A 13270-nucleotide genomic window follows, 5' to 3' on the forward strand; every position below is an offset into this window, starting at 1 on the left:
TACGTCGTAACAGAGCGCTTCACCAGCGCCCCGGCTTACGCTGCCCGGCTTACGCTGTTCCCATGATCGAGCAGCGTAAGCCGGCACCGCCGTCGTTCCTTGTCCCCGTTCCGCTGGCCGGAGCGCACGTGGCGCTCGAACCGCTGTCTCCTGACCACGTCCCCGGACTGATCGAAGCGGTGAAGGACGGCGAGCTCTGGAACACCTGGTACACCCGGATCCCGTCGCCGGACGGCATGGCCCACGAAGTCGAGGCACGGCTGGCACGGCAGGCCGCGGGTTCGGTGGTCCCCTGGGCCATCCGCCGCACCGACACCGGAGCACTCTGCGGCATGACCACTTACCTCAATGTCCGCGCCGAGAACCGCAGGCTGGAGATCGGCTCCACCTGGCTTGCTGCCAGTGCCCAGCGGACGCCGATCAACACCGAGGCCAAGCTGCTGCTGCTCACGCGGGCATTCGAGGATCTGGACTGCATCGCAGTGGAGTTCCGCACACATTGGCACAACCACCAGTCCCGCGCGGCCATCGCCCGGCTGGGCGCCAAGCAGGACGGCGTCCTGCGCAACCATGAGATTTGGCGGGACGGAACGCTGCGGGACACCGTGGTCTTCTCCATCATCAAGAGCGAATGGCCGACCGTCCGGCTCGCGCTGGCTTCCCGTCTGGCCCGTTCCTAGGCGATCCTGTCAAAAGGGATTCCCCCACGCGGGGACTCCGCAACAGGAGGGAATCCATCGCTGCGGATCCAGTTGCCGCGCAGAGCGCAGCGCATAGGTTAAGCGCCGTCCCGGCCGGACGCAAATCAGCGCAGGCAGCAACCGGACCCGGGAACAGCAGCGGGAAATGCGGGGTGAAAATCGTCGCTATCTTTAATGCAGTGCCCGCCCCTTCAGGGGCCAGTGCCGCCCCTCGAACCGTCTTCCGGCCCCTGCCTGATCCCGTTCCGCTGCGTGCTGCACTGGGTCGCGGCCCGGTCCGTCCCGCACCGCTGCGGCGGCGAGACCGGACAACCGGAAGGGCACTGCACCACCGGGATTTACGCGTCCCTTAGCTAGAACCTCAACGAAGCGGAGATGTTATGCCCACCAAAATCATCCTGGACTGTGATCCCGGTCATGATGATGCGGTCGCCCTGCTGCTGGCACACGGCAGCCCGGAGATCGACCTTCTGGCGGTGACCACCGTCGTCGGAAACCAGACGCTGGAAAAGGTGACCCGCAATGCGCTGGCAATTGCCCGTGTTGCAAATATCACAAACGTTCCCTTCGCTGCGGGCAGTCCGCGCCCGCTGGTGCGGACCATCGAAAACGCTCCGGATATCCATGGTGAATCCGGCATGGACGGCCCCGAACTGCCCGAACCCGCCATCGAGCTTGACCCGCGTCACGCCGTTGACCTGATCATCGAAACCGTCATGGCGCATGAGCCCGGAACGGTCACGCTTGTCCCCACCGGTGGGCTGACCAACATTGCTCTGGCCGTGCGCAAGGAACCGCGCATCGCCGAACGTGTGAAGGAAGTTGTCCTGATGGGCGGCGGCTACCACGTAGGCAACTGGTCCGCGGTGGCCGAGTTCAACATCAAAATCGACCCCGAAGCAGCACACATCGTCTTCAACGAGAAGTGGCCGCTGACCATGGTCGGCCTGGATCTGACACATCAGGCGCTGGCCACGGACGAGGTAGCCGACCGCATCGCCGCCGTCGGCACCAAGCCCGCAAAGTTTGTCGGAGAGCTCCTGGAGTTCTTCGGCCACGCGTACAAGGACGCACAGGGCTTCGATTTCCCGCCGGTGCACGACCCGTGCGCCGTCGCCTACGTCATTGACCGCTCGGTCATGACCACCCGGCGGGTTCCGCTGGACGTGGAGCTGACCGGCACCCTGACCCTGGGCATGACGGTGGCGGACTTCCGCGCGCCGGCGCCCGCTGACTGCAACACCTCCGTGGCCGTCGATCTGGACCACCAGAAGTTCTGGGACCTGATCGTGGACGCCCTGGAGCGGATTGGAGAGGTGGACCTGTGACTGAAACATCCCAGCGCCGCGTAAACGTGGCCGTCCTGATGACGGCACTGCTCGCCGCCTGCGTCGCGTTCCAGCTGAACGCCTCCATGCTGTCCCCCGCCCTGGTCACCATCGAAGAGGAACTCAACACCACTTCAGCGGCGGTTGGCCTGAGCCAGACGGCGTTCTTCACGTCCGCGGCTCTCTTCTCTCTGTTCCTGCCGCGGCTTGGCGACATCATCGGCCGCAAAAAGGTCCTCGGCGGCATGCTCGTGGTCCTGACCATCGGCTCCGTGGTGGCCGCGCTGGCGCCCAGCATCGAGGTGCTGTTCATCGCCCGCCTCATCCAGGGTGTCTCCGGCCCCGTAGTTCCGCTCGCACTGATCATGCTGCGCGTGGAAATCCGCGAGCCGAAGCTTTACGGCACCCTGATGGGTGTCATTACCGCAGTCAACGGCGGCATCGCCGGCGTGGACGCCATTGCAGGCGGCTACCTCGCCCAGAACCACGGGTTCGCTTCGGTCTTCTGGGCCATGGCCATCGTGGGCGCCATTGCCTCCGCCCTGCTGATCTTCCTGGCTCCGGAGTCCACGGCCGAAAAGAAGGAAAAGATGGACTGGGTGGGAGTTGTTCCCCTGGTCATCTCGGTGGGCACCCTGCTGACCGCCTTCAACGAGGCCGGCAAGCTGGCTGCAGCCAACTGGCCCCTGGTCATTGGTCTGATCGTCATTGCCGTCATCGCCTTCGCCGTGTTCTGGAAGGTGGAGAACCGCAGCGACCACCCGCTGGTGGCCACCCACCTGCTCAAGCAGCGTTCCACCTGGTCACTGCTGCTCACCACGCTGCTGACCATGACCGGTGTCTTTGCCGTCATGAACGGCATCATTCCGGCCCTCGCCCAGGACGGCGTCGTCGGCTTTGGTCTCGGCGCCGAAGAATCCGCCTGGTGGACGCTGACCCCGTATGCCATCGCCGGCCTGCTGATCGGCCCGTTTGCCGGCCGTCTGGCCGCAACCTGGGGCTACGGCAAGGTACTCCGGATCGGCATGATCGGTTCCGTGATCGCCCTGGCGCTGATGCTCCTGGTGGTCGGCAGCGACTCCAAGCTCGGCCTGCTGGGCGTTTCGGTGCTGATCGGTATTACCTATGCCGGAATTGGCAACATCATGCTCAACGGCCTGGGCATCGTGCTCTCCCCCAAGGAGAACCCCGGCTTCTTGCCGGGCCTGAACGCGGGAGCCTTCAACCTCGGCGCAGGCCTGAGCTTCGCGGTAATTTACGCCGTGAAGACGGCGACCACCGCAGCCGACGGTTCCGGCACCGAAGGCTACTACGGCGGTATCATTGCCGGTCTGGTAATTCTCGGACTGGCCCTTGCCTCGTCCTTCCTGATTCCCAAGCCGGTCCACGCTGAAGTTTCAGCCGACGCCGGCACCCGCTGATCCCCACCTAGGAGAATCCCCGCATGACCGCCGGAAAAGTTGTAGTTGTTGGCTCGCTCAACGCTGACCTGACCGTCCGCACCGATCGCTTCCCCTCCCCGGGAGAAACGCTCAACGGCTCGGAACTGGTGATTGTCCCGGGCGGCAAGAGCGCCAACCAGGCCGCTGCAGCGGCTATTCTGGGCGCAGATGTACGGCTCTTCGGCGCCGTCGGCGCTGACGGCCACGGAGATCTCCTGCTGAAGGCAGCAGCTGATGCAGGGGTAGATGCCTCACGGGTGCTTCGCCGGACGGATACGGCGACCGGCACTGCCATGATCGTCGTGGATGCTGCCGGTGAGAACACCATCATTGTCTCCCCCGGCGCCAACGGCACCGTCACCGGTGCTGAACTCCCGGCGGACCTGTTCGACGACGCCGCCGTCCTCTGCCTGAGCCTGGAAGTCCCGCTCGAAGCGGTGGCAGCTGCGGCCCAGGCAGGGCACGACGCCGGTGCCACCGTACTGCTGAACCTCTCGCCGTACCGCGAGGTTCCCGCCGAGCTGCTGGCGCTGACGGACGTCCTGCTGGTCAACGCCCACGAGGCGGCACAGGTTTCCGGGCTGGCCGACCCGGCCGCGGACTGGGAAGCCGTCATTGCTGCCTTCGCCCGCCTGGGCATTCACCGGGCCGTCATCACTCTGGGCGGGGACGGCGCCGTCGTACTGGACGGAACCGCTGAAGGGGCGGACCGGATTGTTGCCGCGGCCCCAACCCGGGTAACGGCAGTGGATACGACCGGCTGCGGCGATGCCTTCACGGCTGCCACCGCTGCCCGGCTGGCTGCCGGTGATTCCCTGCCGGCCGCCGCCGAGTTCGCCGCCCGGGCCGGCGCACTGGCTGCGACGCTTCCGGGCGCGCAGTCCTCCTACACGGCGCTGCTGGGGCTCGGCGCCTAGGTTCTCAGCGAGAGGGCCGGGACCGGTTAACCGCCGGACCCGGCCCTTTCTGCGTGCCCCGGTTCAGCCGTAAGGACCAGATCCTTTCCCGAAGAACAGTTTTCAAAGCCCGTCTTAGTGCTGAGGCGCACGGGCCGGGCCCCCACTACGCTGGAGGGCAGATGCGGCAGACCTGCTGCACGTAGCCGGCTTATAGGGGAAAGCATGTCTGAGCAGACGCCGCAGGAAAACAACTACAACTACAACGCCTACACCGGGGGTCAAACACCTGACGCGCCGGCGGCTCCGGTACGGCCCAAGCAGGTGGAAATATCCTTTTGGCTGCTCATAGCCTCCCTCCTTATTTCAGTGGTGAGCGTGCCCCTCACGATTGCGGCCTTCAACAGCCCCGAAAGCCGGGCGGAGACCGAAGCCGAGCTGCAGCGGCAAAACGTCGCCGGACTCACCGTGGATGATGCCATCGCCGCTACCGTCGCCTTTTTGGTGATCACGGCAGTCATCAGCGTGGCCATCACCCTCCTGGTAGCCATTTTTATCCGCAAGGGCCACAACTGGGCCCGCATTGTCCTGACCGTCTTCGCCGTCCTGTCCCTGCTGTCCCTGCTGGTCCCGTCAGCGGCAACCGCACTGGGCATCGCAGGAATGGTGCTGATCCTGGCAGCCGCCGTGCTTTTGTATGTGACACCCGCTCCTGCGTATTTCGCGGCCATGAAGCAGTACCGGCACGCCAAAAAATTCGGTCAGGCGTACTGAGCCTGCACCGACCGGTAATCCTTAGCGGCCGGCCGCCCGGCCGGCTGCCCGGCCGGCTGCCCGGCCGCTGAACAGGCACCCGCCCAGGAACGTCCCCTCCAGGGAACGGTAGCCATGCATGCCGCCGCCGCCGAAACCGGCTGCCTCGCCGGCCGCATACAGTCCCGGGACCGGTTCACCGGCGGCACCGAGCACGCGGGAGTCCAGGTCCGTTTCCAACCCGCCCAGCGTTTTGCGGGTCAGCACCGAAAGCCGGACCGCGATCAGCGGCCCGTCTTTGGGTTCCAGAATTGGGCGGGGAGCAGCAGTCCGGATCAGCCGGTCGCCCAGGTAGCTGCGGGCTCCGCGGATGGCAGTGACCTGGCTGTCCTTGCTGAAGGGGTTCGCTATTTCACGGTCCCGTGCAACGAGCTCCCCGCGCACGGCCTCAGCCGAGAGCACCGGCGCTTGTCCATCGGTGGAGTCCTTCGCCAGTGCATTCATCCCGGCAACCAGCTCCTCCACGGAACCGGCCGTGATGAAGTCCTCGCCGTGGTCCAGGAACTGCTGCACCGGACCGGGAATGCCTGCCGTCGCCCGGCCGAGGACATCGCGCACTGATTTTCCTGTCAGGTCCGGATTCTGTTCCGAGCCGGAGAGGGCGAATTCCTTGCGGATAATTGCCTTGTTCAAAATAAACCAGCTGTAGTCGTGCCCCGTGGTGCGCAGGTGCTCGAGGGTCCCCAGGGTGTCGAACCCGGGAAACAGCGGCACCGGAAGCCGGTTCCCCGCCGCGTCCAGCCACAGCGAGGACGGCCCGGGCAGGATCCGGATCCCGTGGTTCGGCCAGACGGGGTTCCAGTTCCTGATGCCCTCCACGTAGTGCCACATGCGGTCCGGGTTGATGACGCGCCCGCCCGCGGCGGCGCTGGCCGTGATGCCGCGGCCGTCCACGTGTCCGGGTACGCCGCTGAGCATGGTGTGCGGCGGGCTGCCCAGCCGTTCTGGCCAGGCGTCACGCACCAGGTCATGGTCGCCGCCGATACCTCCGGTGGTCACGACGACGGCGCCGGCCGAGAACTCAAAGTCGCCCGCCCGGGTGCGGCTGGTCACGGTGCCGCGGGCCGCCGTCGTCGGCTCCAGCACGGCGCCGCGGATTCCGGTGACGACGCCGTTGACCACCGTCAGCTCCTCCATCCGGTGCCGGAAGGCCAGGCGCACCACACCCCGGTCGGCGCCGTCGCGCACCTTGGCCTCAAACGGGGCGGTAACTCCGGGCCCTGTACCCCAGGTGATGTGGAAGCGCGGCACCGAGTTGCCGGGACCGGTGGCACCGTAGCCGCCGCGCTCGGCCCAGCCGACAACGGGAAAGATGCGGTGCCCCATACCGTGCAGCCAGGAGCGTTTCTCTCCGGCAGCAAAGTGGACGTAGGCCTCGGCCCAGCGGCGCGGCCAATAGTCCTCGGGCCGGTCAAAGCCCGCAGTGCCCAGCCAGTCCTGCCACGCCAGCTCGACGGAGTCCTTGATGCGCAGCCTGCGCTGCTCCGGGCTGTCCACCAGGAACAGCCCGCCGAAGGACCACCAGGCCTGTCCGCCGAGGCTGCCCTCGCCCTCCTGCTCCACCAGGATGACGGAACGGCCGGCGTCAATCAGCTCCGCGGTGGCCACGAGCCCCGCCAGCCCGGCCCCTACAACAATGACGTCTGCGTCTTTGGTTGGCTGCATCCGGTTCACGCTACCGGCAGCTTTCCCCTCTGGCTAGGGAGGATACTCACCGAAATGACGGTACGCGCCCGGGGTGTCTTCCCTCTCCCGGCACCCACTTGGCGGTTGCCCCTTTCTGCGGGGGGACGACGTTTCCTAGACTGGGCCTATAGCTGCTCTTCGCAGAGGACCAATCCTGCGCAGAGCCTGTGTCCGCCTCGACTTGACTGGAGAAGACCATGACTGAGAAGGAAACGCCCGCAGGCAATGAAGACAAGGACCGCATCCACAACGAGGCCCCCTCGGAAGGTGACACCTCGCAGTCGCCTGACTCCGAGCGCCGGCACACGCAGGAACCCGCTGAGGGAGACGACCCGGACGGGAAGAAATAGCGGGGAACCGTAAGCCCCGCAGCAGGATCCTGGATATGCAGCAACTTGAACTGGATATGCAGCAACTTGAATATGTGCAGCACAAAGGCCTTGGGTTTCCGGTGGGAAACCCAAGGCCTAATTGATGGACCCGCTCATTCGGTAAAAGCCGCTAGGAGGCCCGTGCCCTTCCTTCATTGCGGCTGGCGTCGCCGAGTACGTCGGCATCGGAGCTTTGATCAACCACCGGCCCCGTCCCGGCAATCTCCCGCAGCAGCTCAATACCCGCAACTGCCTCCTGCTTTGTAGGGAACATCGCTGACACCGCCATCAACGCGCCGTCACCGGAAATGAGCTTGATCCGGAACGCGCCGTCATGTGCGTCTACCAGCTTGAAGTAGCCCGACATCTCTTACCTCCTTGTAAGGGGTACCACTCGTGCCCTTAATAGTAAGCCAGCTTAGGGACAGTGGGACCCTCCGATTCACAAAACACCTACACCGTGTCTGCAGCACTTGCGGAACCGGCAGCCGCTCCTCCCGGAGCTGCCGTCAGAGCGTGCAGGATCTGTTCGGGAGTGGCCGGCTGCGATGTCAGCAGCGCCGCGAGGATGCGTGCCTGCGGCGGCTTCAAATCTCCGGAGGGAATCGCTCCGGCACGTACCAGGTCAATCCCTCCCCCGTCGCCGTAGGTGGGAACCACCGGCCCCTCCGGAACCCGGGAACTGAGGACAACGAAGCACCCGGCGCGCACGGCATCCTGGACCGCCTCCGCAAAGCCCGGCCCGGCGTTGCCCAGCCCCGTTCCGGCCAGCACCACGGCATTGCTGCCGGCTCGGACGGCGTAGGAAAACAGATCGGTGCCGGCGCCCGGGGAACAGTCGATGATCTCCACCCGCGTCGTGTCAAAGTCCTCATTGGGCATGGCCAGCGGAGCAGGGCGGAGCGGCCGCGCGGTCACATGCAGGGTGTCCCCGGTAAAGTGCGCCACTTCGGTGCCGCCGGCAAAGGGATTGGCTGCCTGTGTGCTGGTGCTGCGAAGACCCCGGGCCGAGCGAATCACACCGGCAAAGGACACCAGCACGCCCGCGCCCCTCAAATCCGGCGACGCGGCGGCCTCCACAGCTTCCTCAAGGTTGAGCGGACCGTCCGGAGCTACGCTGTCCGCGGGCCGCACTGAGCCGGTGAACACCACGGGTTTCGGGGAGGCATGCACCAAATCCAGAAGGAAGGCCGTCTCCTCCATGGTGTCTGTCCCGTGCGTGATGACGACGCCGTCAACCGTGGAATCCAGCAGGGCGTTGCGGGCGGCCTGCGCGATGGTCCGCAGATCCGAGAACTGCAGCCGGTAACTTCCGCTCACCATGATGTCCCGGACGCTGACCGTGTGCCGGCGGGAGAGTGTTTTGATCAGCTCCTCGACGCGTTCCGAGGCCACCAGCCCGCCTCCCGCCGTGCTGCGGGACGCTATGGTGCCCCCGGTACCCAGAATTCGAATCGATGCCACTGGCTGACCCTTCACGTGTTTAACCTGTCTAGCCAACGTAGGACGCCTGCCCTGCCGGTGCCTAGGGGAAGTCGCGGTACCGGCACCTCCCACCGTCATCCCGGCCACCGCCCCCTGCCTAGACTGGAACCATGGCCGATACCGTCAGTGCTGAACAGCGCAGCCGGAATATGTCCCGGATCCGCAGCAAAAACACCAAACCCGAGCTTCTGGTCCGGCGCCTGCTCCATGCCGCCGGGTACCGCTTCCGCCTCCACGGTGCAGCGGGGGGAACCTTGTTGCCCGGGAAGCCCGATCTGGTCTTTGCGTCGCGGCGGAAGGTGATCTTCGTCAACGGCTGTTTCTGGCACCTCCACAGTTGTCCTGCGGGCCGGCACGCCCCGCAGACCAACAGCGCTTTCTGGTCGGAAAAGCGCAACCGGACTGCTCAGCGCGACGCCGCGGCGGTCCAGTCCCTGTCCGCAGCCGGATGGGAGTCCCTCACCGTATGGGAATGCGAACTCAAGGACCGGGCGGACCTCGAGGCACAGCTCACTGCCTTCCTCGGACCGCGTCAGCACGGCATGCCGCCCGCCGACGGGGATCCCGGTAGGAATAGACTCAAAACCTGAGCGCACTCAATGGGAGGAACATATTATGGCCGGCAGTACCGTGAAGCGCGGCGTGCTTTTCGACGTCGACGGAACCTTGGTGGATTCAAACTATCTGCACGCTGTTGCCTGGTGGCAGGCCTTCCGCCGCTTTGACTACGACGTCCCCATGTCGGCCATCCACCGGGCCATCGGTATGGGCGGAGACAAGCTCGTGGAGCACCTGCTCGGTGACCGCGACGAGGACCGGGATGAACAGCTGGATTCAACTCACGGGGCCATCTTTTCCACCTGGCGGCCGTCCCTTCGATCCTTTGACGGCGCCCGTGAGCTCCTGTCGATCTGTGCCGACAAGGATCTGACGGTGGTCCTGGCGTCATCCGCGTCCGACGCCGAGCTGAAGGTGCTGCGCACAGTGATTGACGCCGATTCCGCCATCACCGCCGCCACCAGCTCAGCCGATGCCGAAGAGTCAAAGCCCTCACCGAGCATTCTGCAGTCTGCGCTGGATTCCTCCGGCCTGGCAGCCTCGGACACGGTTTTTGTTGGAGATTCGGTCTGGGATGTGAAGGCAGCCGCGGCTCTGGAGATCCCCACCATCGGCCTGCTCTGCGGCGGCACCAGCGAAGCGGAACTGCGCGACGCCGGTGCCGAGGAGATCTGGAACAACCCCCGTGAGCTGTTCGAAAGTCTGGGCGACTCCCTGCTGGGCAAGCTGGCGGCCCGCGCTTAGGCAACCGCACGCAGGCAGGGCCGCGCCTCTGCCGTTCACGGACGAACAGCGGACGTGCACAGGGTCGCGGGGCCGGGACGTGCACAGAGCCGGGGCCGTGCCGTACACAGGCCGTGCACAGGGCCGGGGACACACAGTGTCTCCGGCCCTTTTCCTTAACCTTTTCCCTAACCTTCCTGAACCCCCAAGGGCCCCTTCCAGGACCCCCAGGTGCCGCAGGGCCTGCTCACATGTGATTGACACCACCACAATTCTGTACAAGGGTAGGCCCATCGGAAGCCGCTTTCCAAGGCCCTGGCAGGCCTTTCTTGGCGGTCTGTTGCCTCTATGTTTTCTGCCTATCCCTGGAGCCTTCGCACATGACACGTCCCCTCTTCCGCACAGCCATCGTTGGCACCGGCGGCATCGCCCACGCACATGCCCAGAGCATGTCGACCCTGAGCGACAGGGCACAGGTGGTGGCCGCCGTCGACATCGATCCCGCGCGGCTCGCGGAGTTCTGCGATAAGTGGGACATCCCAAACCGATATTCCTCCCTGACGGAGCTGCTGGCGACCGAGGAGCTGGACCTGGTCCATCTGTGCACGCCGCCGGGTTTCCACAAGGGCCAGGCCGTTGAAGCGCTCCGCAGCAACGTGAATGTACTGTCTGAAAAGCCTCCTGCACTGACTCTGGCGGACATGGACGAAATCGCTGAGGCCGAGTCCGCGTCCGAGGCCTTTTTCGCCACGGTCTTCCAGCACCGCTTTGGATCCGGCGCGGAGAATCTGAAGCGGCTGATGGGCGGGGAGGATCTGGGCCGCCCCCTGGCTGCGATCTGCAACACCCTCTGGTACCGGCCCGACAGCTATTTCGACCTGCCGTGGCGGGGGCAGTGGCTGGTGGAAGGCGGCGGACCCACTATGGGCCACGGCATCCATCAGTTCGATCTCCTGCTTTCAATTTTGGGAAACTGGAGCGAAGTTACGGCCGTCGCTGCCCGCCAGGCACTTCCCACCAATACCGAGGACTTCTCCGCCGCGATTGTCAGCTTCGAGAACGGCGCCGTTGCCACCGTCATCAACAGCCTCCTGGCCCCGAAGGAAACCAGCTACCTGCGCTTCGATTTCAGCGGTGCCACCGTTGAGCTCGAGCACCTGTACGGATACTCGGATGACAGCTGGGCTCTCACCCCGGCCCCCGGCCACGAAGACCTGGAACGCCAGTGGAAAGAGGGGTTGACGGGCCGGCCCTCAGGACATTCCTCGCAGTTTGCCGCCATTTTTGACGCCCTCGAGACCGGCAGCGTGCCTCCGGTCAGCAGCACCGACTCCCGGCTGACCATGGAGCTGGTGGCTGCCATTTATGCCTCTGCGTTCACGCGCAAACCCGTGGTGCGCGGCCAGATAGATTCAACCTCCCCCTTCTACGGCGCCATGGACGGCAATGCCGCGCCGTGGGCCGACGTGAAAGAGAGCCACTAATGTCCCAGCCCCACTCCACCCTCACCGAACCGGGCCGCCCGGGGCTGTCCCTGGATCACGAGCACGGCCGAAGCCTGCGGGTGGCTTTCGACGGCACGGAGATCTTCCGGTATGTCTACGGCCCGTGGGACCCGCAGTTTGAGTCCCCCCGCCCCTATTTCCACCCCCTGACGACCCTGGGCGGCAGGGAAGTCAGCACCTACCGTCCCCATGACCACCTGTGGCACAAGGGAATGGCGTGGTCCCTTCCCAACGTCGGTACGGAGAACTTCTGGGGCGGCCCCACGTACAACCGCGGCCGCGGTTACGAGCAGCTGGAAAACAACGGCTCCACCAACCACGTGGAGTTCACCTCCCTGGAGGTGGGTCCCGAGCGCATCTCCGTAGTGGAAAACCTGGAGTGGGTCACCCAGGGCGGAGAACTGTGGGTCCGTGAAGAGCGTCGGTTTGGAGTCGAGGTGCTCGACAGCGGGGAGCAGGGCGCCTGGACACTGACCTATTCCACCCGCTTCACGAACGTCTCCGGGGCGGAGATAGTGATGGGGAGTCCCACTACGAAAGGCCGCGAAAACGCCGGCTACGGCGGGCTGTTCTGGCGCGGCCCGCGGTCCTTCACGGGCGGCTCCGTTTATGTGCCCGGGCGTGAAGGCGGAGATGACCTCAATGGAATCCGCTCCCCCTGGATGGCGTTCAGCGGCCGGCATGACGGAGAGGGCGGCGCCTCCACCCTGGTGTTCGTGGATTCCCCGAACAACTCCTATCCCGGCGGGGAGAACACGGAGTGGTTTGTCCGCACCGGTATCTTCGCCGTCGTCAGCCCCTCCCCGTACTACTCCACGGAGCTGACTTTCGAACCGGGCACCAGCCTGTCCTATGAATATGCCGTGGTCATTGCGGATGAGGACCGGGGTGTGGAGGGCTCGGCGGAACTGGCCGCTGCCAGCCTGCACCTGCTGGGCTCGTCCGCGGCGGCGGGCCGCTGATGCTGTCCGCGCCCGGCGGTACACCGGCAGGTTTTCCCGGCGGCACCGGCGTTACGCGCATCAACGTGTACACCTGGGACGCAGTGGACGGCCAGTGCGGCGGCAGTCCGCACCTTCATACCGCCACCACAGAAAGTTACGTGGTGGTGGCGGGCCGCGGCCGGGTTCAGACGCTGAGCTCCACCGGATTCGATGAGCATCCGCTCACGCCCGGAACGGTCCTGTGGTTCACTCCCGGAACGGTGCACCGGTTAGTCAACGACGACGGAGCCCTGGAAATCGTCGCAGTCATGGGCAATTCGGGGCTGCCCGAAAACGGCGACGCCGTTCTCACCTTTCCGGAACCGTACCTTGACGATCCGGAAAGGTACCGCCTGGCCGCCACGCTGCCCGGCGACGGCACGGTGGAAGCCCGGGAAGCCGCAGTAGTTGCCCGCCGGGACCTTGCAATGGAAGGTTTCCTGGCCCTGCGTTCCCGGGTGGAGGCCGAGGGACCGCAGGCGCTGGAGCATCTTTACCGGCAGGCGGCAGCACTCGTTCAGGACAAGGTCGGCACCTGGAGCGCCCTTGTCCGCAACGGTCCCCTGGCACAGGCCCGGCAGAGTCTGGAGCACTTGGAGCAGCTAAGCCGCGCCGACGGCAGCCACCTGCACAACGCCGTCGTCCGTTCCGCCTCGCCCACCTCCGCGGAGCCCGTGTACGGGATGTGCGGAAGGCTCCAGACCTGGAACCTGATGCCCTCTGCCGCGGAACCGGCCACTCCGGTGCGACCGGACTGACGGTGCATGCCAGTGGTAGTC

General features: G+C 65.5%; 14 protein-coding genes. 11 read left to right on the forward strand and 3 right to left on the reverse strand.

Annotated features, from left to right (window positions below; all coding sequences use genetic code 11):
* The first annotated feature begins 62 nt into the window (after positions 1-62).
* From WKB88_RS16340 to WKB88_RS16360, 5 genes are all read left to right on the forward strand, one after another.
* On the forward strand, positions 63-680 hold the full coding sequence (locus WKB88_RS16340; RefSeq protein ID WP_341395617.1) for a GNAT family N-acetyltransferase: 618 nt from the start codon (positions 63-65) through the stop codon (positions 678-680).
* A gap of 401 nt (positions 681-1081) precedes the next feature.
* Positions 1082-2029 carry a uridine-preferring nucleoside hydrolase UriH gene (gene uriH, locus WKB88_RS16345; RefSeq protein WP_341395618.1) on the forward strand — a complete coding sequence of 316 codons (948 nt, stop codon included), beginning with the start codon at positions 1082-1084 and terminating at the stop codon, positions 2027-2029.
* A complete protein-coding gene (uriT, locus tag WKB88_RS16350) occupies positions 2026-3450 on the forward strand; it encodes a uridine transporter UriT (RefSeq protein ID WP_341395619.1) in 1425 nt (474 codons plus the stop codon). Before uriH ends, uriT begins: the two co-directional genes overlap by 4 nt.
* Positions 3451-3473: 23 nt before the next feature.
* A complete protein-coding gene (locus tag WKB88_RS16355; protein ID WP_341395620.1) occupies positions 3474-4388 on the forward strand; it encodes a ribokinase in 915 nt (304 codons plus the stop codon).
* A 204-nt stretch (positions 4389-4592) separates the two neighbouring features.
* A complete protein-coding gene (locus WKB88_RS16360; RefSeq protein ID WP_341395621.1) occupies positions 4593-5141 on the forward strand; it encodes a hypothetical protein in 549 nt (182 codons plus the stop codon).
* Between the two features lie 21 nt (positions 5142-5162).
* Here the strand turns inward: WKB88_RS16360 and WKB88_RS16365 are convergent, their stop codons facing one another.
* The gene (locus WKB88_RS16365) at positions 5163-6845 is read right to left on the reverse strand and encodes an FAD-binding dehydrogenase (protein WP_341395622.1); all 1683 of its coding nucleotides are present in this window, start codon (positions 6843-6845) and stop codon (positions 5163-5165) included.
* A gap of 218 nt (positions 6846-7063) precedes the next feature.
* Here WKB88_RS16365 and WKB88_RS16370 point away from each other — a divergent pair, with 218 nt between their 5' ends.
* Positions 7064-7216: a hypothetical protein gene (locus tag WKB88_RS16370; RefSeq protein ID WP_341395623.1), complete on the forward strand. Its 153-nt coding sequence runs from the start codon at positions 7064-7066 to the stop codon at positions 7214-7216.
* 151 nt (positions 7217-7367) lie between these two features.
* On the opposite strand, the gene WKB88_RS16375 is transcribed toward WKB88_RS16370, so the two are convergent.
* Complete coding sequence (locus tag WKB88_RS16375) at positions 7368-7604, reverse strand: YegP family protein (protein WP_341395624.1); 237 nt, start codon at positions 7602-7604, stop codon at positions 7368-7370.
* A gap of 86 nt (positions 7605-7690) precedes the next feature.
* Positions 7691-8701: an asparaginase gene (locus tag WKB88_RS16380; protein WP_341395625.1), complete on the reverse strand. Its 1011-nt coding sequence runs from the start codon at positions 8699-8701 to the stop codon at positions 7691-7693.
* 131 nt (positions 8702-8832) lie between these two features.
* Between WKB88_RS16380 and WKB88_RS16385 the strand changes: the two genes are divergently transcribed.
* From WKB88_RS16385 to WKB88_RS16405, 5 genes are all read left to right on the forward strand, one after another.
* Entirely contained in the window at positions 8833-9312 is a 480-nt protein-coding gene (locus WKB88_RS16385) for a very short patch repair endonuclease (RefSeq protein ID WP_341395626.1), read from the forward strand.
* 25 nt (positions 9313-9337) lie between these two features.
* Positions 9338-10024 (forward strand): HAD family hydrolase, encoded by a 687-nt coding sequence (locus WKB88_RS16390; protein WP_341395627.1) that lies wholly within the window; start codon positions 9338-9340, stop codon positions 10022-10024.
* Between the two features lie 359 nt (positions 10025-10383).
* Complete coding sequence (locus tag WKB88_RS16395) at positions 10384-11487, forward strand: Gfo/Idh/MocA family protein (protein ID WP_341395628.1); 1104 nt, start codon at positions 10384-10386, stop codon at positions 11485-11487.
* Positions 11487-12470, forward strand: a complete 984-nt coding sequence (locus WKB88_RS16400) for a DUF6807 domain-containing protein (protein ID WP_341395629.1) — start codon at positions 11487-11489, stop codon at positions 12468-12470. The genes WKB88_RS16395 and WKB88_RS16400 overlap by 1 nt, the downstream gene beginning before the upstream one ends.
* A complete protein-coding gene (locus WKB88_RS16405) occupies positions 12470-13249 on the forward strand; it encodes a cupin domain-containing protein (RefSeq protein WP_341395630.1) in 780 nt (259 codons plus the stop codon). Before WKB88_RS16400 ends, WKB88_RS16405 begins: the two co-directional genes overlap by 1 nt.
* The last annotated feature ends 21 nt before the right edge of the window (positions 13250-13270 follow it).

It is taken from the genome of Arthrobacter sp. G119Y2 (assembly GCF_038069765.1).
Taxonomy (GTDB): Bacteria; Actinomycetota; Actinomycetes; order Actinomycetales; family Micrococcaceae; genus Arthrobacter_B.

Coding starts and splice junctions, on each gene's coding strand:
- WKB88_RS16340 (WP_341395617.1), top strand. CDS start 63: ATGATCGAGCAGCGTAAGCCGGCACCGCCGTCGTTCCTTGTCCCCGTT.
- uriH (WP_341395618.1), top strand. CDS start 1,082: ATGCCCACCAAAATCATCCTGGACTGTGATCCCGGTCATGATGATGCG.
- WKB88_RS16355 (WP_341395620.1), top strand. CDS start 3,474: ATGACCGCCGGAAAAGTTGTAGTTGTTGGCTCGCTCAACGCTGACCTG.
- WKB88_RS16360 (WP_341395621.1), top strand. CDS start 4,593: ATGTCTGAGCAGACGCCGCAGGAAAACAACTACAACTACAACGCCTAC.
- WKB88_RS16365 (WP_341395622.1), bottom strand. CDS start 6,845: ATGCAGCCAACCAAAGACGCAGACGTCATTGTTGTAGGGGCCGGGCTG.
- WKB88_RS16370 (WP_341395623.1), top strand. CDS start 7,064: ATGACTGAGAAGGAAACGCCCGCAGGCAATGAAGACAAGGACCGCATC.
- WKB88_RS16375 (WP_341395624.1), bottom strand. CDS start 7,604: ATGTCGGGCTACTTCAAGCTGGTAGACGCACATGACGGCGCGTTCCGG.
- WKB88_RS16385 (WP_341395626.1), top strand. CDS start 8,833: ATGGCCGATACCGTCAGTGCTGAACAGCGCAGCCGGAATATGTCCCGG.
- WKB88_RS16390 (WP_341395627.1), top strand. CDS start 9,338: ATGGCCGGCAGTACCGTGAAGCGCGGCGTGCTTTTCGACGTCGACGGA.
- WKB88_RS16395 (WP_341395628.1), top strand. CDS start 10,384: ATGACACGTCCCCTCTTCCGCACAGCCATCGTTGGCACCGGCGGCATC.
- WKB88_RS16400 (WP_341395629.1), top strand. CDS start 11,487: ATGTCCCAGCCCCACTCCACCCTCACCGAACCGGGCCGCCCGGGGCTG.
- WKB88_RS16405 (WP_341395630.1), top strand. CDS start 12,470: ATGCTGTCCGCGCCCGGCGGTACACCGGCAGGTTTTCCCGGCGGCACC.